Source organism: Collinsella sp. CLA-JM-H32, from assembly GCF_040098165.1.
In the GTDB taxonomy this organism is placed as follows: domain Bacteria; phylum Actinomycetota; class Coriobacteriia; order Coriobacteriales; family Coriobacteriaceae; genus Collinsella.
This window is the reverse complement of the sequence record NZ_JBBNMZ010000008.1, coordinates 87,185-108,461: the sequence shown is the minus strand read 5'-3', so window position 1 is coordinate 108,461 and position 21,277 is coordinate 87,185. Positions and strand designations below refer to the sequence as shown.

28 protein-coding genes are annotated in these 21,277 nt (G+C 59.8%); 13 read left to right on the top strand and 15 right to left on the bottom strand.

Annotated elements, in window-relative coordinates; all coding sequences use genetic code 11:
• Positions 1-8: 8 nt before the first annotated feature.
• Entirely contained in the window at positions 9-458 is a 450-nt protein-coding gene (locus tag AAA021_RS06510; protein WP_349088514.1) for a hypothetical protein, read from the top strand.
• Positions 459-666: 208 nt separating this feature from the next.
• Here AAA021_RS06510 and AAA021_RS06505 read toward each other — a convergent pair whose 3' ends face one another.
• The 9 genes from AAA021_RS06505 to AAA021_RS06465 all read right to left on the bottom strand — a co-directional run bounded on the left by AAA021_RS06505 (position 667) and on the right by AAA021_RS06465 (position 9,323).
• Positions 667-1,041 carry a YjdF family protein gene (locus AAA021_RS06505; RefSeq protein ID WP_349088512.1) on the bottom strand — a complete coding sequence of 125 codons (375 nt, stop codon included), beginning with the start codon at positions 1,039-1,041 and terminating at the stop codon, positions 667-669.
• 158 nt (positions 1,042-1,199) lie between these two features.
• Positions 1,200-2,084, bottom strand: coding sequence for an ROK family protein (locus AAA021_RS06500; RefSeq protein WP_349088510.1), 885 nt, complete (start codon positions 2,082-2,084; stop codon positions 1,200-1,202).
• 79 nt (positions 2,085-2,163) lie between these two features.
• Positions 2,164-3,288: a glycoside hydrolase family 172 protein gene (locus AAA021_RS06495; RefSeq protein WP_349088509.1), complete on the bottom strand. Its 1,125-nt coding sequence runs from the start codon at positions 3,286-3,288 to the stop codon at positions 2,164-2,166.
• A gap of 12 nt (positions 3,289-3,300) precedes the next feature.
• Positions 3,301-3,699, bottom strand: a complete 399-nt coding sequence (locus tag AAA021_RS06490) for a PTS sorbitol transporter subunit IIB (protein ID WP_349088508.1) — start codon at positions 3,697-3,699, stop codon at positions 3,301-3,303.
• 26 nt (positions 3,700-3,725) lie between these two features.
• Complete coding sequence (locus AAA021_RS06485; RefSeq protein WP_117680463.1) at positions 3,726-4,559, bottom strand: PTS system mannose/fructose/sorbose family transporter subunit IID; 834 nt, start codon at positions 4,557-4,559, stop codon at positions 3,726-3,728.
• A 2-nt stretch (positions 4,560-4,561) separates the two neighbouring features.
• The gene (locus AAA021_RS06480; RefSeq protein ID WP_117680462.1) at positions 4,562-5,347 is read right to left on the bottom strand and encodes a PTS sugar transporter subunit IIC; all 786 of its coding nucleotides are present in this window, start codon (positions 5,345-5,347) and stop codon (positions 4,562-4,564) included.
• Between the two features lie 9 nt (positions 5,348-5,356).
• Positions 5,357-5,830 (bottom strand): PTS sugar transporter subunit IIB, encoded by a 474-nt coding sequence (locus AAA021_RS06475; protein WP_055287016.1) that lies wholly within the window; start codon positions 5,828-5,830, stop codon positions 5,357-5,359.
• Between the two features lie 123 nt (positions 5,831-5,953).
• Positions 5,954-8,695 carry a PRD domain-containing protein gene (locus tag AAA021_RS06470; RefSeq protein ID WP_349088505.1) on the bottom strand — a complete coding sequence of 914 codons (2,742 nt, stop codon included), beginning with the start codon at positions 8,693-8,695 and terminating at the stop codon, positions 5,954-5,956.
• 226 nt (positions 8,696-8,921) lie between these two features.
• Entirely contained in the window at positions 8,922-9,323 is a 402-nt protein-coding gene (locus AAA021_RS06465; RefSeq protein WP_349088503.1) for a 5'-methylthioadenosine/S-adenosylhomocysteine nucleosidase, read from the bottom strand.
• Between AAA021_RS06465 and AAA021_RS06460 the strand changes: the two genes are divergently transcribed.
• Complete coding sequence (locus tag AAA021_RS06460; protein WP_349088538.1) at positions 9,262-9,465, top strand: hypothetical protein; 204 nt, start codon at positions 9,262-9,264, stop codon at positions 9,463-9,465. The genes AAA021_RS06465 and AAA021_RS06460 overlap by 62 nt on opposite strands.
• A 130-nt stretch (positions 9,466-9,595) precedes the next feature.
• Complete coding sequence (locus AAA021_RS06455) at positions 9,596-9,697, top strand: IS3 family transposase (RefSeq protein ID WP_349088502.1); 102 nt, start codon at positions 9,596-9,598, stop codon at positions 9,695-9,697.
• A gap of 243 nt (positions 9,698-9,940) precedes the next feature.
• Here the strand turns inward: AAA021_RS06455 and AAA021_RS06450 are convergent, their stop codons facing one another.
• A complete protein-coding gene (locus AAA021_RS06450; RefSeq protein WP_349088501.1) occupies positions 9,941-10,408 on the bottom strand; it encodes a MerR family transcriptional regulator in 468 nt (155 codons plus the stop codon).
• Between the two features lie 133 nt (positions 10,409-10,541).
• On the opposite strand from AAA021_RS06450, the gene AAA021_RS06445 reads away from it, so the two are divergent.
• The 5 genes from AAA021_RS06445 to AAA021_RS06425 are packed head-to-tail and all read left to right on the top strand — an operon-like array spanning position 10,542 to position 13,423.
• Positions 10,542-11,264 carry a RibD family protein gene (locus AAA021_RS06445; protein WP_349088499.1) on the top strand — a complete coding sequence of 241 codons (723 nt, stop codon included), beginning with the start codon at positions 10,542-10,544 and terminating at the stop codon, positions 11,262-11,264.
• 22 nt (positions 11,265-11,286) lie between these two features.
• Positions 11,287-11,718, top strand: coding sequence for a cupin domain-containing protein (locus AAA021_RS06440; RefSeq protein WP_309320926.1), 432 nt, complete (start codon positions 11,287-11,289; stop codon positions 11,716-11,718).
• A gap of 13 nt (positions 11,719-11,731) precedes the next feature.
• A complete protein-coding gene (locus AAA021_RS06435; protein ID WP_349088496.1) occupies positions 11,732-12,058 on the top strand; it encodes a carboxymuconolactone decarboxylase family protein in 327 nt (108 codons plus the stop codon).
• Positions 12,059-12,062: 4 nt separating this feature from the next.
• Positions 12,063-12,932, top strand: a complete 870-nt coding sequence (locus tag AAA021_RS06430; protein WP_349088495.1) for an aldo/keto reductase — start codon at positions 12,063-12,065, stop codon at positions 12,930-12,932.
• A gap of 14 nt (positions 12,933-12,946) precedes the next feature.
• On the top strand, positions 12,947-13,423 hold the full coding sequence (locus AAA021_RS06425; RefSeq protein ID WP_226812589.1) for a flavodoxin: 477 nt from the start codon (positions 12,947-12,949) through the stop codon (positions 13,421-13,423).
• Between the two features lie 246 nt (positions 13,424-13,669).
• Here AAA021_RS06425 and AAA021_RS06420 read toward each other — a convergent pair whose 3' ends face one another.
• The gene (locus tag AAA021_RS06420) at positions 13,670-14,023 is read right to left on the bottom strand and encodes a cupin domain-containing protein (protein WP_349088493.1); all 354 of its coding nucleotides are present in this window, start codon (positions 14,021-14,023) and stop codon (positions 13,670-13,672) included.
• A 151-nt stretch (positions 14,024-14,174) separates the two neighbouring features.
• Here AAA021_RS06420 and AAA021_RS06415 point away from each other — a divergent pair, with 151 nt between their 5' ends.
• A complete protein-coding gene (locus tag AAA021_RS06415; protein WP_055286984.1) occupies positions 14,175-14,501 on the top strand; it encodes a helix-turn-helix domain-containing protein in 327 nt (108 codons plus the stop codon).
• Between the two features lie 104 nt (positions 14,502-14,605).
• Entirely contained in the window at positions 14,606-14,872 is a 267-nt protein-coding gene (locus tag AAA021_RS06410) for a hypothetical protein (protein WP_349088492.1), read from the top strand.
• A 241-nt stretch (positions 14,873-15,113) separates the two neighbouring features.
• Here the strand turns inward: AAA021_RS06410 and AAA021_RS06405 are convergent, their stop codons facing one another.
• Positions 15,114-16,034 (bottom strand): hypothetical protein, encoded by a 921-nt coding sequence (locus tag AAA021_RS06405; RefSeq protein WP_006234606.1) that lies wholly within the window; start codon positions 16,032-16,034, stop codon positions 15,114-15,116.
• Positions 16,035-16,354: 320 nt separating this feature from the next.
• Between AAA021_RS06405 and AAA021_RS06400 the strand changes: the two genes are divergently transcribed.
• On the top strand, positions 16,355-16,885 hold the full coding sequence (locus AAA021_RS06400; protein WP_055309966.1) for a flavodoxin family protein: 531 nt from the start codon (positions 16,355-16,357) through the stop codon (positions 16,883-16,885).
• A 194-nt stretch (positions 16,886-17,079) separates the two neighbouring features.
• Here AAA021_RS06400 and AAA021_RS06395 read toward each other — a convergent pair whose 3' ends face one another.
• The 3 genes from AAA021_RS06395 to AAA021_RS06385 form a co-directional block, all read right to left on the bottom strand.
• Complete coding sequence (locus tag AAA021_RS06395) at positions 17,080-17,454, bottom strand: DUF6508 domain-containing protein (protein WP_055309967.1); 375 nt, start codon at positions 17,452-17,454, stop codon at positions 17,080-17,082.
• 9 nt (positions 17,455-17,463) lie between these two features.
• The gene (locus AAA021_RS06390) at positions 17,464-19,197 is read right to left on the bottom strand and encodes a DUF262 domain-containing protein (protein ID WP_055309968.1); all 1,734 of its coding nucleotides are present in this window, start codon (positions 19,195-19,197) and stop codon (positions 17,464-17,466) included.
• Between the two features lie 110 nt (positions 19,198-19,307).
• On the bottom strand, positions 19,308-19,469 hold the full coding sequence (locus tag AAA021_RS06385) for a hypothetical protein (protein WP_227789905.1): 162 nt from the start codon (positions 19,467-19,469) through the stop codon (positions 19,308-19,310).
• On the opposite strand from AAA021_RS06385, the gene AAA021_RS06380 reads away from it, so the two are divergent.
• Both AAA021_RS06380 and AAA021_RS06375 read left to right on the top strand, forming a co-directional pair.
• Positions 19,468-19,773, top strand: coding sequence for a hypothetical protein (locus tag AAA021_RS06380; RefSeq protein WP_187359586.1), 306 nt, complete (start codon positions 19,468-19,470; stop codon positions 19,771-19,773). The two genes, AAA021_RS06385 and AAA021_RS06380, sit on opposite strands and share 2 nt — an antisense overlap.
• Positions 19,774-19,938: 165 nt before the next feature.
• Complete coding sequence (locus AAA021_RS06375) at positions 19,939-21,228, top strand: ATP-binding protein (RefSeq protein WP_349088489.1); 1,290 nt, start codon at positions 19,939-19,941, stop codon at positions 21,226-21,228.
• Positions 21,229-21,277 lie beyond the last annotated feature (49 nt).

Below are 21,277 nucleotides of genomic sequence, written 5' to 3'. Positions count from 1 at the left end.
CGTAGCCGATGAAGATCGTATCCATCTCCCAGGACTTCTTCGACCTCGCCGATGGCGACCGCGAGCTCATGCTTAAGCGCGATCGCCCCTGCATCGTGGTGGTGAGGCTGCGTTTCCGCGGGAAGCGCAGGGACTTCGCCGTGCCGCTGCGTTCCAACATCGCCCCCAACGTGCCCAAAGACCAGTACTTTGCGTTGCCACCCCGCCCCACGACGCGCCCCGGCTGCCGCCACGGCATCCACTACATCAAGATGTTCCCCATAACCAAGGCCTACCAGCGCCGCTTCAGGACCGAGGGCTCGGCCTACTACGAGACGCTCCAGCGCATCATCGACGGCAACACCAAGCGCATTGTCTCCGAGTGCCAGGCAAACCTCGACCGCTACGAGCGCGAGGGAAGGCCCCGCTTCGCCGTCGACATCGACCGCATCGTGGGGCTGCTGGAGGGCGAGAAGTAGGGCACCTCGGCTCAGTCTCGAGCCATGCGGAGTCGCTCCGCATTTTTGAACGCCGCGTGTGCGTCTCAAATACTTGAGAAACAAGCTGTGAAGTGCGGTGGCGCGCCCGTGCCCGTGCATGGCCGTCACCATCAGCGTCTACGCGGCGTCGGCTTCAAGTGGAACTGGCGCCGCTGCTGTATATGGTTTGCCTTGCTGCAAATAGCGATCAATGCCCGCGATGTTTCTGCTTGTGCTTCAACTTTCGCTGCTCGAAGCGCGTCTCCGCCTCATCCGCGCGACGCTGACTTCTTGCTTGAGCCGACTCCCGCTTCATCGCTTCCCGCTGTGCCGCGAGCGCCTGTTGTGCCTTGGTGCTCACCGCGGGCCGTTTAAGGGCTTTCGCTGCCTCGCGAGCGCGCCGCTTGGGGTTCTTCGCGGGCTTGCTCGCCTCGGTCGGATCGTGGCCGAAGAACGAGAGTTTCGCCCATTTGTTGACAACGAATCGCAGGATCTCCTCATTGGACGGTTCTGCGCCGAAGACGATGCGGGCGACGCGGTGGAGGTTGTCCGCTCCGACATCAGCCCCGCGCTCTTTGTCCACACCGGCCCAAACCTCGTGGGCGTGGCGGTCCAGGGACTCTAGCGGAGGCGGGGCGTCCTGTCCCAAAAACAAATGCAAAAGACGAGCGCTTCTTGCCGCCCAATTGGCAAGAAGCGCTCGTCTTTTCTTAACGCGTTGTATGGCGGAGAGAGCGCAGGTTACGCGAGCGCCCTTCTTGCCAGCTCGGCCGCGCCGAGGATTCCCTGGTCGCCGCCGCAGGCCGGGGCGCAGATGTAGCTCTCCATGTCCTTAAGCTCGGCGGTCTGGATGTAGCCACCCAGATATTCGAGGGTCTTCTTGCGGACGATGCCGTAGAGCTGCTCCTGGTGCATCACGCCGCCGCCGAGGACGATGCGGCGAGGCGAGTACATGAGCACGAGGTTCGCGCACATCTGCCCCAGATAATCCCCCTCGAGCGCCCACACCTCATCGTTGCCCGCGAGCTCGGCCGCGGGCTTTCCCCAGCGCGCGGCAATGGCGGGGCCGGAGGCGAGGCCCTCGAGACAGCTCGCGTGGCTCGGGCAGACGCAGCGTCCCTCCTCGGTGGGACGGGTCCTTACCAGCATGTGGCCGGCCTCGGGGTGCAGCATGCCGTGAAGGAGCCTGCCCGCGCACATGACGCCCGCGCCCACGCCGGTGCCGATGGTCACGTAGACGGCGTCCTCGAGCCCCTTGCAGCAGCCGAAGACCACTTCGCCGAGGCAGGCAACGTTCACGTCCGTGTCGTAGGCCACCGGAATCCCGAGGGCGTCGGCGAACGCGGCGCGAAGACCATGGCCTCGCCACGCGAGCTTGGGCGTCTGGAGGATGGAGCCGTAGCGCTCGTCGTTGGGGTCGACGCAGGTCGGGCCGAAGGCGCCGATGCCCAACGCGTCCACATCGCGGGCGGTGAACCACTCGATCATCTGCGGGACGGTCTCGGCGGGCGTAAGCGTCGGGATCTCCATACGGTCGAGGACCTCGCCGTCGCCGGACACCACGGCACAGACCATCTTGGTCCCGCCGGCCTCGAGGGCGCCGAGCCCCATTTGCTTTTCGCTCATGTGATCCTCCTTACAAAGGGACGCCCGCAGTCATGGTCAACCGCGGGCGCCCATAACGTTGGCTTGTTTCGAGGCGACCCTACCTGGGCACGCGGTCCTGCCTTGCGGCAAACGGGGCGAGCACGGCGTGCGGCTCGCTTTGGTACCAGTAGGCGACGGTGGAGATGTCGTCCTCGCGCTCGTAGAGCTTGATGTCGTCGTTGCCGAGGTCCTGGAACGTCACGCGCAGGTCCTCCTTGAACGAGATCGGGTCGGGAAGGTGCCACCTGTAGAGGCCGTGCCTGGGCAGCGCGTCGTCGTTGGTCGCGAGCATCGGGTTCGGGTTCGGCTTGCCCGCGCTGAAGCGGTCGCGCGTGGCGTCGCGCGTCGAGCGGTACGGGTAGCCGGCGAACAGCGTGTTGAAGCACTGCGCCTCGGGCAGCGCGTGGGGCGGCCTGTCGAGGAAGGCCCAGGCACCGCCGAAGTAGTCCTCGGCTCCCGTCGAGGTGACCGTGGGGAACTCCTCGTCGCCGTCGAGGAAGAACTTCATCTCGCCCTCGCCCCACCAATAGCGCTCCAGGGCGCACAGGGCCATGTAGGTGCCGACGTAGTAGCCCTTGCCGCGCACGCCGTCGAGCACGGTGTAGTCGACGCCCCTGTGGGTGCTGCGCTCGCGGTTAAAGCGGGCGTGGAAGTACATGGCGTCGTCCGGCACGTCGGTGAGCGCGTAGTTGAACGTGTAGAAGATGTACTTAATGAACCCGGGGTGCTCGCTCGTAAGCGTGACCTTGGCGTGCTTCCTGAAGGGCATCTCGAAGTAGCAGTTCATGCCGCCCGTCGGGTTCACGCAGATGGGCATCGAGTTGACGATGGCGCGCTCACCGAAGCCGTTGCAGAAGAAGTCGCCGACAGGGCACTCGACCGAGGGGGTCTCCTCGTCGTCCCAGTAGAAGCGCAGCACGAGGTCGCGCATGACGAAGCTGCCGGCGGCGGTCTTGTCGGGGATGGTCATCCAGATGTGGCGGATGATGCCGGGGCCCTCGATGTCCGCGAGCGTGATGGTCTCGCCGGACTCAAGGGGCACGCAGCACGAGCCCTTGCGGCCGACGCCGAGGTGGCTGGCCGACATGGCGGCGCGGCCCTTCTCGCCCGTGATGTTCTCGGGGGTGATGGCGCGGCTTTCCTCACCGCCGTGCATCCACACGTCTTTAAGGAACTCTCTCATCGTCGACCTCCTCTATTCGTCGTCTTCGCACTCGGCGGAACTGGCACCGTTCACGTAGACGATCTGCTGGCGCGCCTCGTCGACGAGGGCGTCGAAGTCGAGTTTCTCGTCGGGGCGCGCGAGCGCGACCGTCATGGCGAGCGGGAGGTTGACACCCGCGATCACGTGGATCCGGTCGGAGGCGAAGCGGGAGAAGCGCTGGTTCACGCTGCCGCCGAGCGCGTCGGTAAGGACGACGACCTCGTCAGTGCCCGAAAGCGCCGCCTCGACCGCCGCGTCGAGCCCCTCGCCGTTGTCGCTCACGTAGGCGCACACGGCGTTGACGGCGTCGCTCTTACCCGTAAGGAACTCGAGGGTGTCCTTGAAGCCCTGGGCGAGAAGGGAATGGCTCGCCACAACTATCTTTCTCATTGATTCACCAATCTCTTGGGTCGAAGCTAGGCAAGGATGCCGGCGGCGGAGGCGACCATCGCGAGGACGATCACCACGAGGATGAGGGCCGTCATGCTCGCGTTCTTCTTGGTAAGAAGGTAATACGCGCTTCCCGTGATGGCAGCGGGGATCATGGCAGGCAGGATCTTGTCGAGCAGCGGCTGAATCTCCATCGAGACGTCGCCGAAGCTGAAGCTAATCGGGCAGGTGACGCCGATGACCGAGGCGATGAGGCAGCCGACCACGGTGAGGCCGAGCACGGAGGCGGCGGCAGTGAGGTTGGGAAGCTTCTCGCTGAAGTCGGTGACGAGCTTCACGCCCTGCTTGTAGCCGAACTCGAGGGCGTGCATGCGGACCCAGAAGATGGCCAGGATGAGCGCGAACCAGATGCCGGCTCCCACGGGGTTGCCCTCGATGGCCATGTAGGCGGCGATGGAGCCCATGATGGTCGGGATCATGGTCATGAGCAGGGAGTCGCCGACGCCGGCGAGCGGTCCCATGGTGCCGATCTTCAGGTCTTGGACGGCGTCCGCCGCCGCTAGGCCGTCGCGTTCCTCCATGGCCACGCAGGCGCCAAGGATGATGGCGGCGAGCCAAGGCTGGGTGTTGTAGTAGCGGAAGTGGTTGTTGAGCGCTTGCTTATAGTCCTCGTCGTTCGTGTAGATCTTCCTCAGGACCGGCGAGAGGGCGTAGGCGACTGAGGCGCCCTGCTGGGTCTGGTAGTTGAAGGTGCACACGCTCATGAGCCAGCGCCAGTTCGCGTTGCGCAGGTCCTTCTTGGTGACCTTGTAGCCGGAGGGCTTGCCCTCGGCGACGGCGGTGATGTTCTCGTTTTCCATGGTTACTCATCCTCTCCGATGAAGGCGTCTGCGGAAGCGTGGGCGGCGAGCTCGGTGTCCCTCTCGGCACGCTGGTAGAACGCGATCGCGAGGGCAACGCCGACGATGGCGGCGCCGATGATGGGCACGTTCAGGAAGGCCGAGAGGAAGAAGCCGGCGAGCAGGTACTGGAAGTACTTGCCGGTGGGCATGTAACGCAGCAGCATCGCGATGCCGACGGCCGGGAGCATCTTGCCGGCGAGGGTGAGGCCGGAGAGGAACCACTGGGGCATGACCTCGAGGAGCCAGTTGACGGCGGGCTGGCCGAGGGTCACGGAGACAAAGACGGGCAGGGCGGCGCACAGGCCGAAGAGCACGGGGCAGACCCACAGGATGGCGTTCATCTGCTTGAACTTGCCCTCGTCGCAGAACTTCTGGGACTTCTCGACGACGAAGCCGTTGAGGATCTTGACGATGACGTCGAGCTGGATGCCGAGCATGCCGACCGGCAGGCCGATGGCGAGGCCCGTGTCGGAGCCCAGGGTCACGCCGTAGGCGGTGGCGATGATGGCCATCGTGCCGTAGTCGGGAATCGACGAGCCGCCGAAGCCCGCGACGCCGAGCTGCATGAGCTGGATGGTGCCGCCGATGACGAGGCCGGTCTGCCAGTCGCCCATGACGACGCCGGTGATAAGGCCCCAGAAGACGGCATAGTTGACGAAGATCATCGGGATGCCGTAGTAGTCCACGTGCTTGATGAAGGCCAGCAGGGTCAAAAGGACGACCTGCAGGATAGTGAAGTTGACCATGATCCCTCCTTAGATGAGGTCGGCGACGGAGACGGGCTTGTCGGCGGGCACGAACTGTGCCGTCACCTTGACGCCGCGGGCGATGAGCGCCTTGTAGCTCTGGACGTTCTCGGCGGAGGCATAGGCGCGCTGGGTGAGCTGGACGCCGCCCTCCTTGACAAGAGAGCCGCCGACGATCAGCGACGGGAGCTCGATGCCCGACTCGACCAGGTGAAGGATCGTCTCGGGCTCCTTAGCGATGACAAAGACCTTCTCGCGGTCGTACTTGCCCGCCGCGAAGTTCTTGAGCGCGGTCTGCTCGGAGATGATCGAGACGGCCATGCCCGCGGGGCGCGCCATCCTCATAGTGGACTTCAGGACCTCGTCGCCGGCGACCTTGTCGTCGATGACCATGACTCGGGTCGCGCCCGACACCGGGGCCCACTGCGTCACGATGATGCCGTGAAGCAGGCGATTGTCGATTCGTGCCATAACAACACTCATGTTTGCTCCTATCAAATGAAGTTTTACGTTCGGTACTGCCTCGGCGCTATCCGGATTCGCGCCGGGCAAGGGGTTATCTGATTATTGAGGACGCGCGGTCAGCTTGCGGCGGCGCGGGGAAGGTCACTCGTCGAGCAGGAGGTCCGAGGAGCCGAGGCGCTCTTCTCGCGCCGGGGCGGCGCTCACGCTTATGTAGTCGAAGACATATGCGATCTCGCTTACGGGAACCTCTACGCGATAGCGCGTCGAGATACTCGAGAAGCTCTGCCTGAAGGACTCGATGAAATCGGCACGCTCCTCCTCGAAGCGGTCCTGGCCAACGTAGGTCTCAATGGGGTTTCTGGTAACAAGGCGCTCGACGAGACAGCAGAGGTGGACGTAGAGCCCAATGATGGCGTTGCTGCCGATCTTCTCGCCTGTCCTGCGCTGAAGCTCGTGCACGGCGCTCTCGATCTCGTGGAATAGCCGCTCCGGGTCGAGGATGGTGATGGAGCGGATGACGTTCTGCAGCGTCATGTTCGAGAGCAGCTTCTCGTGGAAAGAAGAGAGCTCGGAAGCGTCAAGCCACCTGCCGAACACGGCATCGACCTTAGAGGCGGACGCCGTCGACATGATGTCCTCGAGGGCGACGAAGGGGACGGAGGCGACCCCGGGGTCTCCCGTGCCGATGACGGCGCAGACGCGGTGCTCGGAGAAAACGGCGTCGTTCGACCCGTTCGCGACAAGCTGCTTGAAGGGCCTCGTGAGCAGGCGCGCGCCTATGGTGCGCGGGAGGCTCTGCGAGACGAGCTGGCGTATCCTCTCCGCGGCGTCGACCCCGGACTCGGAGCAGAAGACGATGGCGTCCTCACGGTTGATGCGCTCGATCACCTTGCAGTGCGTCACGCACGCGGCGGTCGCATCGCCAAGAACCTCGGCGATGGACTTGCCGCCGAGCAGTCCGACCCCGATCTCGAGCGCAAGACCGGTAGAGACGTTGTTCACCACGCCGATAGTGGAGTCGGTAACGTTCTCGAGGGCCTTATAGGCCTCCTCCAAGGAGCCCATGTCGACGAGGAACACGACCCCGGTGCAGTAGGAATGGCGGTCGACGAGGCGCTGGAGCGGACCGACGATGTCCTTCAGCTGCTGGTCGTAGGGCATGTCGACCGCCTCGTACACATGCATGCCGAGCATACGGTTCGCCGCGTCGGCGATGCTCGTCGCCGTTGAGTAGCCATGGGACAAGATGACGCAGAGCGTCCGAAGGGCCTTCGCGTCGCGAGACTCCGATGCGACGCACAGCGTCAGAAGCGTCTTCGTGAAGTGATCGAGCGAGATTCCCAGCGCCCCTTCCACGTCTGCGGCGACCTGATCGGAGACGCTCGAGGCAAACGGTAATTCGGAGGTCACGGCACCGAGGAGATGGGAGATTTGCTCCGCACAGGCAGACTTTCGCTTAGCCAGGCCGATGCCCGGCCACAACTGCAGGCAAATCTCCTGGGCCAGCAGAAAAGCGACCTTCCTCGAAAGCTCGATGCCATAAGAAGAGCCTGCGTCGGCAAGGACCGCGCCCACGATGCGCTCGAAGGCGCGCGACCTCGAGGAGGTAACGCCGCGGCCGAAGATCAAGTGATCCTCAACGCCGCGCACAGCGGAGACAGCTTGCGAGACGAGCTCGGAGACAGAGAGCTCCCCGGCGCAGAATCGCTCATCGAGAGCGCACAGGGCATCGAGCGCCTGCTCGACCGGCCCTGTGCTCTCGGCGGCATCCAGGGACGCGTCGATCAGAACGCCATCGTCGGGCTGTTGATCGATCTGCGCGGAGGAGAGGAGCCCGCTGGGAAGAAGATACGGGCGAACGACGACGTAGTCGCCCTCGCGATTGAGGAACGCTTTGGCGCAGCAGTTCGTCACGCAGGCGCGCAAGCCGGCGATGTTATCGGAAAAGTCCGCGTTCACGAGGCAACGGTATGCGCCGCGGCTGATCTTCACATCAGAACCGATTCGGCACCCCTCGCTGCGCAGGAAGCTCAAGATGAGATCCTCGCGCTCCTCGGGGGTCCGCTCCTTGAGTGAGGGGACGCGGGCACAGATGGGCATTTTGCTGTAGGCCGAGGAAACCTTCAGGTCATCGGCGGAAAGCGTCGTCGAAAGAACGAGGCGAGCGCGCGGCGCATCCTGGGAGGCATCGAGCCCGAGGGCCGTCGCAAGGCAGTGCTCCATCGCAGAGGGAGAGAGTGCCTCGATGCCGTTGACAAAAACCACACCCCCGCGCGATTTCGCGATCGACTCGTCAAGAAGCCCGTTGAACGAGGCGGCGTCCGGGACCCCGGCGCAGTCGATGCGCACATAGGAGGAGTCGCGGGACAGCAAGCCCTGGTTCTTGCCGTACTCGTACACAAGACGAGAAAGGAAAGACTTGCCGACACCCACGCCGCCGCTCAAGAGGATGGGCAGGCCAAACGGAGGGTACTGAACCGCAGCCTTGCACTGCTCGACAACGGAGCTGAGGCTCAGGTCAAAGCCCACGGCACGCGCGAAGTCACGGTGATCGGCGATTCCCGTCGCCTGGATGAGGTCGGCGAGCGAGGCGTACTCGCTTGCAGAGAGCTTTACCTGAAAACGCTTCTGGAACGCGCGGCGATGAAAATAACGGACAGGCCTGCCCGCCACCTTAACCACAAGGCCGGCGCGAACAAGGTCGTTGAGGTACTGGCTCGCCAGGCTCCTGGAGATGATGAGCGTCTCGGCGATGTCGGAGGTGGACAGACGGGCAAGGTCGTCGAGCGAGACGGCAGAGGTGAGGGCTTCGAGATGCTCGAGAATCCTGTCCCTCATGTCGACGGGCTTCTTTGCCAAGCTGTCCTGTGCGGTCTTGTCCATGACTTCTTACCTCCTCGTACAAGGAGTATAAGGGGAGAACAGAGAACGGAAGGGGGCGCGTGGGGGAATCAACAGCCCCGAGGAAAAGTCCACCACTTGAGGGGCAGAAAACAACGGCCATTGAACATTCAGGGCCGACGCTCAACACTTCGGCTCGACACTTCGCTTTGGAAAGGGCCCTGCGCGCCGGGGTCCCAACATAAAGAAGGGCCCCGGCGCGCAGGGCCTAAAGCTTAACCATGCGCGCGGCGATGCGGGCGCAGTCGCAGGCGGCCTTCTTCTCGAAGGTGTTGTAGTCGACGACCTGGCCCTCGGCGCAGGGCTTGTCGCTGATGGCGCGCACGACGACGAGGGGCACGCCGTTGAGATAGGCGGCCTGCGCGATGGTGCAGCCCTCCATCTCGCAGCACAGGTCGCCGAAGGTCGCGAGGATGCGCTCCTTCTGTTCCGCGGGCGAGACAAACTGGTCGCCGGAGACGACGCGGCCCTCGAGGACCTTAATGTCGGGGGCGACGGCGGCCGCGGCGGCGCACGCCGCCAGCAAGGGCCGGAACGGATCGCGCAAGATCAAGGCGTCGCCCGGGAGGTCGGGCGTTACCGTCAGCCGGCGCCGCGTCTGCCGCATCATGAGGGAGAACGGCCTGGCCGGCGCATACGGCAAGAAGAGGTTCAAGGTGCAGCCCGGGGCGGTCAACGAGGCCGACGTGCCGAACGTCGTCGCGCGCGGCTTCGGCGGCAGGGCGCCGTGCACCCATATATGCAGCGACTAGGCCTGCGTGCGCGTCGGGGCTTCGTGGAACTACGTCTGCCTGCTCGTCGACCTCTGCAACGGGGAGATCGTCGGCCACTCCGCAGGACCGAGGAGGGACGCGCGAGCTCCGAGCCAAGCTTTCGGATTACGTGCACTGGTACAACAACTTCAGGATCCACTCGACGCTGGGCTACATGTCGCCGGTCGAGTTCAGGGAGGCGGGGCCGTCCCTCCGGGAATCGTCCAAATAAGTGTTGCCAATCCAGACCCACCTCGCGTTGGGGCAGAGGCGCGGGTCCTGTCGCTGGCAAAGGGGACCGTCAGCATCGAGAGCCTCTTCATCGAGCCGACCTACAGCGCGAAGACCAAGCGGGTCTACGCGGTTCCCAGCAAGCTGAGCTACCACGGCAGGACCTTCAAGGTCACCACGCTCGGTTGCGGCGTCTACCCCAAGGCGAGCAAGGCGGTTGACTGCCGTTGCCTAAGCAGTCTTGTCATATCGTTGCTGCAGTCCCCGGCGCAGTGCGCAGCTCCTGCCGAATCTTCCGAAAGCGTTCCGGGACTTCGGCAAGCTCCATCTTCTGCGGGGCATCGACCGTACCCGCTTCCTTCGCAGTTTCGTAATACCAGCACTTGTAATCTACCATCTCCATGGTGTGCTGCAATTCCGCCATCTGCTGTTTCAGAACTTCTTGTTGGCGCTGGAACATGGCAAGGCGCAGATCGATGGTGTCGTCTCCTTGCAGCGCCATCTCGATGTACTGCCGGATGTCCTTGATGGACATCCCGGCTTTCTTCATGCAGCCGATCACCTGCAGCCATTCGATATCCGATTCCCGGAACATGCGAATGCCACCGGAGGAGCGCTCCACGAAGGGCAGCAGCCCCTCCTTGTCGTAGTAGCGCAAGGTGGACGCCGCAACTCCCAGCAGTTTCGCCATTTCCCCCACCGTATAGACCATCTGAAAACCCCTCCGAATTATTCCAGAATCCCCTTGACTTAAAGTTAACTTCAAGTTCTAGGATGCACATGAAGTTCAAAGGAAGCATGCTTCCAAACAGAATGTTTGTCAATCATAAGGAGGGGAATCGAACGTGAACAGGCCGTATGTTTTCTGCCACATGATGTGCGCTTTGGACGGAAAGATCATGGGCGGTTACATGGGAACGCCGCAGGGCAGAGCGGCGGGCGATGCGTTCTACGACATCGCCTTCGGGAAAGAGCCCTTTTACCATCACCAGGGCTGGCTGTCCGGCAGGGTGACAACGGACGACAACTTCACCTTCTACAGGAAGCCGGATCTGGACGAAGATGCGCCGGCCGTTCCGGTAGGTGATTTCATCGCGCAGCCGGACTTCGGAATGTTCTATGTCTCCGTGGACCCCCACGGCAAGCTGGGGTGGAAAAGCAGCACCCTGCGCTATGTGGACACCACCGCCCATGTCGTCGAGGTGCTGACAGAGCAGGTCGGCAACGCCTACAGGGCATTTTTGAGAAAGCTGGGAATCTCGTACATCATCGCGGGAGAAACGGAGCTGGATTACGGTCTGGCCCTTTCCAAGCTGAAAGAAAAATTCAGCATCGAGACCCTGATGCTGGGCGGTGGCGGCGTGCTGAACTGGTCGTTCCTGCAAGCGGGGATGTGCGATGAGATCAGCATCGTGTTGGCGGCGGCGGCAGACGGGAGCCTGGATACGCCTCCGGTTTTCCGAGCCGCAGAAGGCATTTCGGAGAGTAAGGCCCTTGGCTTTACGCTGAAAGAGGCGAAGGCCATGGACGGCGGGGCGATCTGGCTGCGCTATGGCGTGAATCGATAATCCTTAGCAGGAGGTTTCAATTATGAGGTATGAACGAAAAGAGCAGTTCGAGAAGGTCAACGCATTCGGCACGGGAACGGCGAACACCGCCTATGCCCAGTACTTCACCGGCGATTCGTTCCTGAATCCGCTGACCGATCCGGAAGGCGGCCTGTTCGCCGCCAACGTGACCTTCGAGCCGGGATGCCGCAACAACTGGCATATCCACCACGCGGACAAAGGAGGCGGCCAGCTCCTGCTCTGCACGGCTGGCGAGGGCTGGTACCAGGAGGAGGGCAAGGCCGCCGTCAGCCTGCACGAGGGCTGCGTCGTGATGATCCCCGCCAACGTCAAGCACTGGCACGGAGCGAAGAAGGACAGCTGGTTCAGCCATATCGCCGTGGAGGTTCCCGGCGAGAATTGCGAGAACGAGTGGTGCGAGCCGGTATCCCACGAAGAGTACGCAAGGCTGTAGGGAGGAACGAAACATGGCAGTCAAGCAAACGGCAGGCAGAGATGCCCTGGGCGAATTCGCCCCGAAATTCGCGGAACTGAACGATGACGTGCTCTTCGGAGAGGTCTGGAGCCGTGAGGAGCAGCTCAGCCTCCGCGACCGCTCCCTCGTAACCGTCGTTGCGCTGATGGCTCAGGGGCTTACCGATGAGAGCTTCCGCTATCACCTGACGGCGGCAAAGAAGAACGGTATTACGAAAGAAGAAATCGCGGAGGTCGTGACCCATGCGGCCTTCTACTGCGGCTGGCCCAAGGCGTGGGCGGTTTTCCGTATGGCAAAGGATGTCTGGGACGAGGAGTAGAACGATGGTCTTGAATGAAGCCTACCCGTTGGCAAACGGAGTTCAGGTTCCCAAGCTGGGACTGGGCACCTGGTTCATCGATGATGCCGAGGCGGCGGAAGCCGTTCGCGAGGCGGTAAAGCTGGGCTATCGCCTGATCGACACCGCACAGGCCTACGGAAACGAACGCGGCGTCGGCGAGGGCGTGCGCACCTGCGGCGTTCGCCGGGAAGAGCTTTTCGTCGCCAGCAAGATTGCGGCAGAGCTGAAGACCTACGAGGATGCGGCGAAGTCCATCGATGAGACGCTGGAGAGGATGGGGCTCGGCTACCTCGACCAGATGATCATCCACTCTCCCCAGCCGTGGGGCGAGTTCCGTGTGGAGAAGCGCTATTTCAAGGAGAACAAGGAGGTCTGGCGTGCGTTGGAGGATGCGCGGACAGCGGGTAAGGTCAAGGTAATCGGCGTGTCCAACTTCCTGCAAGATGACCTTGAGAACCTCCTGAGCTCTTGCCGCGTGATGCCCATGGTCAATCAGGTCCTCCTGCACATCACCAACACCGATTCGGCATTGGTGGACTTCTGCAAGGCGCAGGGCATCCAGGTGGAGGCATACTCTCCCATTGCCCACGGCGAGGCGCTGAAGAATCCGGCGATCGTTAAGATGGCAGAGAAGTACGGCGTATCTGCCGCCCAGCTCTGCATCCGCTACGTCCTTCAGCTTGGAGCCGTCGCGCTTCCCAAGACGGCAGATCCCGCCCACATGGAAAGCAACGCGGACGTGGATTTCGCGATCTCCGAGGAAGACATGGAAACTCTCAAGAACATGGAGCGTATCGTCAACTATGGTGAATTCAGCGCATTTCCCGTGTTCAGCGGAAAGCCTCTTGCATGAGGAGAAAGCGTGAAATGAAAACCTTGATTCTGTACTACTCCTATGGAGGCAACACGAAGCGCATCGCCGAGATGATCCAGAGGGAAATCGGCGGGGATATTGCTCGTATGGATACGGTTGTTCCCTACGATGGCGATTATGATGAAGTCGTCAATCAGGGGCAGCGTGAGATTGCCGAGGGTTATTGCCCGGAACTGAAGCCGCTGAACATTGGCTGGAGAGATTACGACGCCATCATCCTGGGTTCTCCTGTCTGGTGGTACACCTTTGCGCCCGCCATGCGCAGTTTCCTGGAGCGGGCTGACCTGACCGGGAAGATCGTGTATCCGTTTGCCACCAATGGCGGCTGGCTGGGACACGCGCTGAAGGACTTTGAGGAAGCCTGCAAAGGCGCAATCGTGAAGCCGGGCCTCGATGTGCAGTTCGATGAATCCATGCTCCGTACCTCTGAGAAAGATATTCAGGCATGGATTAATACTATCCGCAGATAATCGATCTGCAGCTTTCGGCATCCGCCACAGAGCTGGCAAGGGTTTGGGATAAAACGAAAGCTCAACGTCCTGAGTTCGAAGTGATTTTATTGTAACTGTTTTGGCTTTTATTCCCGGAACCGACAAAGCGTGCCTCCGCCTCTTTTGCGTGAAGCCGGCCGGGATGTAGGGTAGTTTTGCGTCAGCAGATTTGCGCAAGGGGCCAACGGACGGGGTTTCATTGGCCCCTTGCACACCGATCGCGAATTAGAGCATGATAGCGTCGTCGGCCGTGAAGGCATCAAGGGATCCCTGCTTGACCTGAATGCAGACGTATGTGATGCCCGAGTCGGACGCGGCGCGGAACTGGCGGTGTGCGGCGGGGGAAATGCGCAGCCAGTCGCCGGCTGCAAGCTCGATATCCTCACCGTCGATCGTGACCGAGCCGGCGCCTTCGAGCACGCCATAGATCTCCTCGTTTTCCTTGTGTGCATGGACAAACGGAACGCCAGCGCCGGCGGGAAGATTGTTGACACTCACCTCTGCCCCGGTAAGCCCGAGCACTTCGTGCAGCTCGACACGGCTCTCATTACCGATGTGGGTCTTTGCATAATTAGCCATAATGGTTCCTCTCTTGGGGTTAATTTACCTTGCAGGCATCTCCTGCGTGAGCTATATTCAACGCGAAGGCGCATGCAAATACGAGTACGCACATATTTGTAACTGCGTACCTTTTTGTGAAACCGGTATGGTCAAGGAGGTTGGGCCTCCCATGATGGCGAAAGAGGAGCTTCCGGAGTGTCCGGTCGCAACGGCGGTAGCGCTCATTGGCGGAAAGTGGAAGCTGCTCATTATCCGTAACTTGCGCGTACGCCCTTGGCGTTTCAACGAGTTGCGCCGCAACCTTGAGGGGATCTCTCAGAAGGTGCTTACCGACAGCCTGCGGCAGATGGAGGATGATGGGCTGGTCTTTCGCCATGACTATGGCGAGAATCCTCCCCGCGTTGAGTATGGCCTTACCGAGCTCGGCCGCCAGATGATGCCCATCATGGACTCGCTCGCAGACTTCGGCGCCTATTACAAGACGGTCGTTTCGTAGCGGACAGGCTGCTTAGGGGGGGGGCGGAGAGCCGCTACGAGTACGATAGCGATTCTCCTGCGGCTGCCGTCGATTCCGTAGTTATAGAGCGGAAGGAGACTGCAATGGCGTCGTCCGCTCCACAAGAAGGTCTTCCCTTCCCGGTGTGTCACCGACATGTGCATGCCGACTCAAACTGCTCGATGCGCGTGGTGTTGTTCACTAAGCCTGCGGATGCCCAATCATCCGTGCACCACATTCTGCCCATGTGCATGGGCGGCTGCCCCCACCGCCATATGGTCTCCGGCGTGCGCCGTTGCCCCTGGTTCAAAGACGACCCCGATGCCTACGTCCTCGCCAAAACTCGCACCGCCCGTAAGAGCCGCCAATAAAACCTCCGGCCCTGCTTGGCCCCGGGAATAAACGTCAGACTTGCCGATTCACGCCTCGCGCAAGGACCGTTCTACTTCCCAAACCTGATCTGCCTGTCGCACAGCTCGAGGGCGACAAGGGAAGCCTGGGTCACCTCCTTGATATCCTCTGCGAACTACTGGAGTGCGGCACAGTCGGATGACTGGACCGTTTTCGTTGGAGCTTGGTTGTTTGCCTGTGTGAATGGCGTATTTGTTTTAGCTAGCGGTTGCGACGCCTTGTTGCGGAAATGCTAACTGATGCAACTACGCCACCGGCAACACTCAGGGCGACTGCTATCGCGCCGTTGTCGCCCGTAGCGGGTAGGGTGGTCCTGGCTGGTTTAACCGCCGCTACTGCCTTAGTGGAAACGGGATTTGCCGCGGGCTTTTCTGCCTTGGGCTGCGGTGTGGGCTCGGGCTTGGTTTCCGGTTCGGGTTTGACCTCTGGGCTCGGTTTAACACTTGGATCGGGTTTGGAACCGCTCGTATCGGTTGCAATCAAGTGCACGTCGCTGTCGAAGACGTAGCGGATGTAGTAATCGTGCCGCGTCTCGTGCGTAATCCCCTGCCCGCTGTCGAAGTCGCGGTCAACGTGTGTGCCGAGGCGGGTTGAGCTGGTGAGGTTCAGTCTGTAAGGGATTTGGTCGTCGGCGTAGCCGCCTGTAAAGACAGCGGTTGCTCTAACGTGATTGTCGATCATGGTCAGGGCAATAGAGACGCTGGCCTCTTTGGGGTTCTCGGTTTTTATAAGGCCTTCGGTATCGGTGTCGATCTTGAAGAGATGGACGGTGTCGTTAAGCCCGTAGATGAAGTCCTCGGGTTTGTCGGGGAAATCGTATACAAACGCCTCATTCTGGACCAACATGAAGGCAGGAGGGAGCTCCAGGTCATAGTTATGGTCGACAACGGTGGTAGCTGTGAGGCTGCCTTCTGCGTTGGCTTCGTTGCAGGTAATGGGTGCTGCGACATCGGTTTCGGGCATTTCTGTCGCCAGTGCTGCGCAGGGTAGCAAAAGCAGTCCTGCCACAAGAATGCTTACTCCGAAGGCGGCGATTCTGGCGTCTGCATGACGCTTGACGTCGCGGATAGACAGGCCAGTCCGTTTGTTATGGGTCTGCGGTGCAACATGCTGTTCATACATAAGACGCTCCTTGTTCGTAGGCCGGTTTCGCGGATCTATATTGCGCCTGGCCGATGCGGCTAGGCTCTTTCACGCGAACGCTTACGCGAGCAGGGAGAAAGCTCAAGCTAATTTTCCCACAGTCGATACTTTGTGAGCAACGATTTGCTGTTCAATTTTCGGAGAGAGAATCAAGACGGTCGAGGAGTTATCAGGCAATGAGATTGTGTCTAGAGAGCGCGAACGAGAGATGCGATCTACAGACGACTGAATAGCTCCATCTGTTTTGGTTACAACGAAATGTGTGCCGCGCGCCTGCGGCATGAAGAAGGGAGATTCTTATGAATATCGTTGTATTGAGCGGTAGCCCGCGCAAGGGCGCCAATACCGACACTATGGTCGAGGCCTTTGCCGAGACCGCGCGCGAGGCCGGCAATACGGTCGAGGTCATCCGCGTTGCCAGCAAGAAGATCGCTGGTTGTCTGGGGTGCCAGTATTGCTTCGCCCACGAGGGCACTTGCGTGCAGAAGGATGACATGGCCGACGTGATCGAGTCGCTGAAAGGCGCCGATATGGTTGTCTTCGCTTCGCCTATCTACTGGTTTGATATCACTGCGCAGGAGAAGGCCGCCATCGACCGCCTGTACGCCTTCGGTGCCACGGGCTTCCCGTTCACCAAGACGGCCCTTTTGCTCGATAGCCACAGCGAGGGCGTCTATGATGCGGCGATCGCTATGTACAAGTCAACCTGCGCGTACTGCAAGTGGGAGGACCAGGGCATTGTCACCGTTAGCGGTATGACCGAGCGCGACAGCATGGCATCGTCGCCCAAGTTGGAAGAGGTGCGAGAGCTCGCTCGCAAGCTGGCCTAAGGGCAAGAAGAACGCATGGCAATCGGTGTTGGTGGAAAGCCTACTTCCCTTGCCAAGAGGGTTACTGATTGCCATGCATAGTTGCTGACATTTTCTTTTGCAACTTTTGCTATTTTTTGCAAGTTTTGCTACCAGCTGTAACTGGCCTTTATCTGAGGAACGCTCCTTGATTTATTGCTTATCGTTGGTAGCTGTCACGGTCGAAATGTCTTCGCGGCAGTCGATCGGCCCTCGTCGAGCTCCTTCAGCCGGGAGAGGCAACGGTCCAGAAACCCGCTCCTGGCTTGCGCGGCAAGGAGTCCGTCGCAGAAGCGGTCGCCACGAACGCACCACGTGATGCATGCACGTATCAGGTCAATGTCCCCATGGTCGATGTCGCAGCTGTCTATGCCTTCCGAGGTGTCGATGCTATGGCGTTCAAGCGTCTCGAAGTAGCTGGTGTCCGCGAACCCGTCCAGTTCATAGAAATCGTCGACGAAATCCTCGAGTCCGAACGTCCCGCCCCCAAACTCGACATTCATGTTTCTGTCCGCCAGCTTGCCAGCGTACTTGGTTAGTCTTTCGAACATGTTCGCTCCTTAGCTCAAAAGCCCGTTGTCGCCCAGGTAGTCCACGAAGGCATCGATGATCCGTGCCGTGCGAGTCGCGATGTCTATTTCGGTGAAGTCTCCCATGACTTGCGTCAGGCGCTTGAGTTCCGCGATATTTGTTCCGGCTTTGCGCTTGCCATTGCCGTCGGTGTATCCCTCATAGTACTTGCGTTTATCGCAGAATCTGTAGTCGGCCGCGCGGATGTTTACACGCTTCTCGAGCAGCGCCTTGTTACCCAGCGCCTCCAGGCTGGATTGATCGACGAGCGGGTCTATCTCGTTGCGCTTCTTGGCATAGATGTGCTCAATTTCGAGCGTGGTGTCTAGGTCCATGAGTGGTTGATCTGGGTCTGCGTACGCCCACCAAGTGAGCATGGACTTCGTTACAGGCCTGCCGTTGGTGAACACGTAGGTCCGGAATCGCTCAGCAATATTTGCGCGATTGAAGTGGTGGTTAGGAAACTCCACCGGGCGGTGCTCCACGATGTTGATCATCTCGGGATACACTGGCGAACGCAGCGCGTTCACGCCGGGTCGCTCAATGGCGTAGGCGAAAATGAATGCCGTGATCTTGTTTAGAAAGCCGTAGAGTGCCTCGTCATCGAGGACACCTTTGCTGTCGCTGTTGGCAAGGAACCATACGCTTAGCAGATAGGTCCACATGCCGTTGGGGGCGTAGTTCAGCACGAAGAGCCTGCGGAGCACGCGCTCGCTGAATCCTTCCTGCGCGTCGACGCGTTGCCAGAAGCCGAGTAGGGCCTCAAGATCGCCGAGCGTGGCGTCCTCCTTGAGTATGGCGTAGCCATCGGCACCGAAGAAGTCGCGCAACGATGCGGTGGTCGTGTCGCGGATGCCTTTCTTCGCGCGGCGGTAGTACATATAGCGCGTAAATAGCTCATCGGTTGGTGTACCGCGCATGGGCCGGAAGATAGCGTTCGCTCCCTCCTCGAGCCCCTTCCAGCGACGGATGAACTCATCCTTGCGCCCCGTGTCGGAATAATGCTTGTAGAACTGGCTCTTGAAGATGTCGGCATCCGAGAGAGGCAACCCTCGGTCGTTTAGAGTCGAGAAGATGCGTAGCGCGGTGTCCTGCGACTCCGCTTCAATGGGCAACAGTATCACATTGTTGATGACGCGTGTGGCCATGTAGACGGTGTAGGTGGGCCACTCGCTCACCAGTTGCTCAATTTTCCTCTGGAAGAAAGCAAAGTTGCGGGCATAGGCGCTTTTCCAGCCATCGCCTACATTGCCCTCTCGTAAAATCTCGAGGAATTCATTTTTGTCGTTGTCCGATGCAACCTCGGAGTCGATCTTGAGACGCTCCATGTCGGGCTCGTCGAACTCGTCGGTCTTCCATACACAACGGGCGATTGCCTCGCGCATCTTCACAGACTGCTTATCCTTCATGTTGGTGAACTTGTCGTAGAACGCGCGGAGCAGCAGCATGATGGTGGTGAGGCGTTGCTGGCCGTCAATGATCTCGAGTTGGCCAGAGAGGTTCTTAAAGGTGACGATGGGTCCTAGGAAGTATTCGTCGTTCTCGCTGTCGAAACGCTCGTAGTCATCGCCTGGAAAAGCGAACGAGAACAGGTCATCCCACAGCGTTGCGCATTCATCCTCGCCCCAGGCGTAGGGCCTCTGGTAGTCGGGGATGAGGAAGTCTGATCGCTTATCGGTGAGAAGATCGCGAATCGATCGCTGGTCGATGTTGAGCTTGGACATGAGCTGTACCTTCCGCGCGGGAACAATCAAGATGACACGGATTATATCGCCGAAGTCGTCATTCGCTCTATTGCTGCGAGCTACTGAATCTAGCAACCTCTGGCCAACCCTTACGGTTTCATGTCGTGATCCATATCGGCGCCGATCAATGCCCGTGATGCTTCTGCTTGCACCTTCTTTGGAGAGCGCGAACGAGAGATGCGATCTACAGACGACTGAATAGCTCCATCTGTTTTGCTTACAACAAAATGCGTGCCGAGCGCCTGCGGCATGAAGGAGGGAGTCTTCGCTTCGCCCATCTACTGGTTTGATATCACCGCGCAGGAGAAGGCCGCCATCGACCGCCTGTACGCTTTCGGTGCCACGGGTTTCCCGTTCACCAAGACGGCCCTTTTACTCGATAGTCACAGTGAGGGCGTCTATGATGCGGCGATCGCTATGTACAAGTCGACCTGTGCGTACTGCAAGTGGGAGGACCAGGGCATTGTCGCCATCAGCGGTATGACCGAGCGCGACAGCATGGCATCGTCGCCCAAGTTGAAAGAGGTGCGAGAGCTCGCTCGCAAGCTGGCCTAAGGACAAGAAGAACACATGGCAATCGGTTGTATCGCGAGTATATGAATAGGGGTGTATTCCCTCAAGTACCGTATAGAACAATTTTTAAACGCAGAAAAATAACTGAAAACAAATTAATCTGCGTTAAAATATTGTTGAACAGAAATTCATGAGGGAAGGTTGCGTATGCGTCGCAAGGCAGACGAGCTCCTTAGGGAATGGCGAGACAAGGCTGATAGAAAACCTTTGCTGGTCAAAGGCGTGCGCCAGTGTGGCAAGACCTATCTGCTCAGAACGTACGCCCAGGATCTTTTCGAATCGGTTGTCTACGTTAATCTTGAGAACGACCGGTCGGCGCGAGCGGATTTTTCGGGCGGTCTTGACCCTCATTCGATCGTACACGCGATCGAGGCTCGCACGGGGCAGCGTATCGTGCCTGGCAAAACCTTACTGTTCATTGACGAGATCCAGGCATGCGAGGAAGCGCTCACTTCCCTTAAATACTTTTGCGAAGATGCTCCCGAGTATTACGTTGCGGCTGCTGGGTCGCTTCTTGGGGTTGCCATTAACCATCAGTCGTATTCGTTCCCCGTTGGAAAGACCGACTTGATTGAGATGACTCCACTCGATTTCGAGGAGTTTCTCTGGGCGATGGGGCACGATCAGCTGGTCGACGAGATACGCTCATCATTCGAGTCAATGGGACCTCTTGCGCCAAGCCTTCATGAAAAGGCGCTTGGGCTCTATCGACAGTATCTTGTTGTTGGCGGAATGCCCGAGGCGGTCCAAACGTACATCGATGATCAGTCAATCATTGATGTGGCCGAAAAGCATCGGATTATTCTCGACGGATATTCCGCCGACACCAATAAATATGCTGATGAACGCTTGAGCGCAAAGACGCGTGCGTGCTTCGACTCCATTCCACAGCAGCTTGCCAAAGAGAATCGTAAATTTCAATACAAGGTAGTGCGAGCGGGGGGCAATGCGTCTCTCTTTGGAGATGCTCTCGACTGGCTTGTATTGTCGGGTACGGTGGCGCGCTGCAGCCTAGTCGGGCAGATCGAAAGCCCCTTAGAGGCCTTTGTTAACCCTTCTGCTTTTAAAATCTATCAGGCTGATACAGGGCTGCTCGTCTCCAAAGCCGGTGCTCAACGCGCCGATATTCTTGCCGGTATCGGTGGCACATTCATGGGCGCACTTACCGAAAACTACGTTGCCCAACAGCTTTCAGCCATGGGCTATCCGCTGCATTATTGGGCGCGAGACAATCGTGCGGAAATCGACTTTGTAGTAGAGAAACAGGGATGCTTGTCTGCGATTGAAGTCAAGGCGGGGGAGAACACAAGATCTCAAAGTCTGTCCTCGCTAAAAAAGACCCATCCAGGCGTGCGCCTTATCAGGCTATCGACTAAGCCCTTTGGAATGAATGATGGGCTTATGTCTGTTCCACTTTATGCAGCATTTTGTCTATAGGGATGATGCTGCTGTAATGCATGGGACCCGGAGCGCGATGTTGCTGCGC

Excerpts from the sequence above, each read along its gene's own strand:
- AAA021_RS06440 (WP_309320926.1), top strand. The coding sequence starts at position 11,287 with ATGAGGTATGAACGAAAAGAGCAGTTCGAGAAGGTCAACGCATTCGGC.
- AAA021_RS06390 (WP_055309968.1), bottom strand. The coding sequence starts at position 19,197 with ATGTCCAAGCTCAACATCGACCAGCGATCGATTCGCGATCTTCTCACC.
- AAA021_RS06395 (WP_055309967.1), bottom strand. The coding sequence starts at position 17,454 with ATGTTCGAAAGACTAACCAAGTACGCTGGCAAGCTGGCGGACAGAAAC.
- AAA021_RS06465 (WP_349088503.1), bottom strand. The coding sequence starts at position 9,323 with ATGATGCGGCAGACGCGGCGCCGGCTGACGGTAACGCCCGACCTCCCG.
- AAA021_RS06450 (WP_349088501.1), bottom strand. The coding sequence starts at position 10,408 with ATGGTCTATACGGTGGGGGAAATGGCGAAACTGCTGGGAGTTGCGGCG.
- AAA021_RS06405 (WP_006234606.1), bottom strand. The coding sequence starts at position 16,034 with ATGTATGAACAGCATGTTGCACCGCAGACCCATAACAAACGGACTGGC.
- AAA021_RS06485 (WP_117680463.1), bottom strand. The coding sequence starts at position 4,559 with ATGGAAAACGAGAACATCACCGCCGTCGCCGAGGGCAAGCCCTCCGGC.
- AAA021_RS06425 (WP_226812589.1), top strand. The coding sequence starts at position 12,947 with ATGAAAACCTTGATTCTGTACTACTCCTATGGAGGCAACACGAAGCGC.
- AAA021_RS06375 (WP_349088489.1), top strand. The coding sequence starts at position 19,939 with ATGCGTCGCAAGGCAGACGAGCTCCTTAGGGAATGGCGAGACAAGGCT.
- AAA021_RS06495 (WP_349088509.1), bottom strand. The coding sequence starts at position 3,288 with ATGAGAGAGTTCCTTAAAGACGTGTGGATGCACGGCGGTGAGGAAAGC.
- AAA021_RS06475 (WP_055287016.1), bottom strand. The coding sequence starts at position 5,830 with ATGAGTGTTGTTATGGCACGAATCGACAATCGCCTGCTTCACGGCATC.
- AAA021_RS06510 (WP_349088514.1), top strand. The coding sequence starts at position 9 with ATGAAGATCGTATCCATCTCCCAGGACTTCTTCGACCTCGCCGATGGC.
- AAA021_RS06430 (WP_349088495.1), top strand. The coding sequence starts at position 12,063 with ATGGTCTTGAATGAAGCCTACCCGTTGGCAAACGGAGTTCAGGTTCCC.
- AAA021_RS06410 (WP_349088492.1), top strand. The coding sequence starts at position 14,606 with ATGGCGTCGTCCGCTCCACAAGAAGGTCTTCCCTTCCCGGTGTGTCAC.
- AAA021_RS06470 (WP_349088505.1), bottom strand. The coding sequence starts at position 8,695 with ATGGACAAGACCGCACAGGACAGCTTGGCAAAGAAGCCCGTCGACATG.
- AAA021_RS06415 (WP_055286984.1), top strand. The coding sequence starts at position 14,175 with ATGATGGCGAAAGAGGAGCTTCCGGAGTGTCCGGTCGCAACGGCGGTA.
- AAA021_RS06500 (WP_349088510.1), bottom strand. The coding sequence starts at position 2,084 with ATGAGCGAAAAGCAAATGGGGCTCGGCGCCCTCGAGGCCGGCGGGACC.
- AAA021_RS06480 (WP_117680462.1), bottom strand. The coding sequence starts at position 5,347 with ATGGTCAACTTCACTATCCTGCAGGTCGTCCTTTTGACCCTGCTGGCC.
- AAA021_RS06420 (WP_349088493.1), bottom strand. The coding sequence starts at position 14,023 with ATGGCTAATTATGCAAAGACCCACATCGGTAATGAGAGCCGTGTCGAG.
- AAA021_RS06385 (WP_227789905.1), bottom strand. The coding sequence starts at position 19,469 with ATGCCGCAGGCGCTCGGCACGCATTTTGTTGTAAGCAAAACAGATGGA.
- AAA021_RS06490 (WP_349088508.1), bottom strand. The coding sequence starts at position 3,699 with ATGAGAAAGATAGTTGTGGCGAGCCATTCCCTTCTCGCCCAGGGCTTC.
- AAA021_RS06380 (WP_187359586.1), top strand. The coding sequence starts at position 19,468 with ATGAAGGAGGGAGTCTTCGCTTCGCCCATCTACTGGTTTGATATCACC.
- AAA021_RS06435 (WP_349088496.1), top strand. The coding sequence starts at position 11,732 with ATGGCAGTCAAGCAAACGGCAGGCAGAGATGCCCTGGGCGAATTCGCC.
- AAA021_RS06400 (WP_055309966.1), top strand. The coding sequence starts at position 16,355 with ATGAATATCGTTGTATTGAGCGGTAGCCCGCGCAAGGGCGCCAATACC.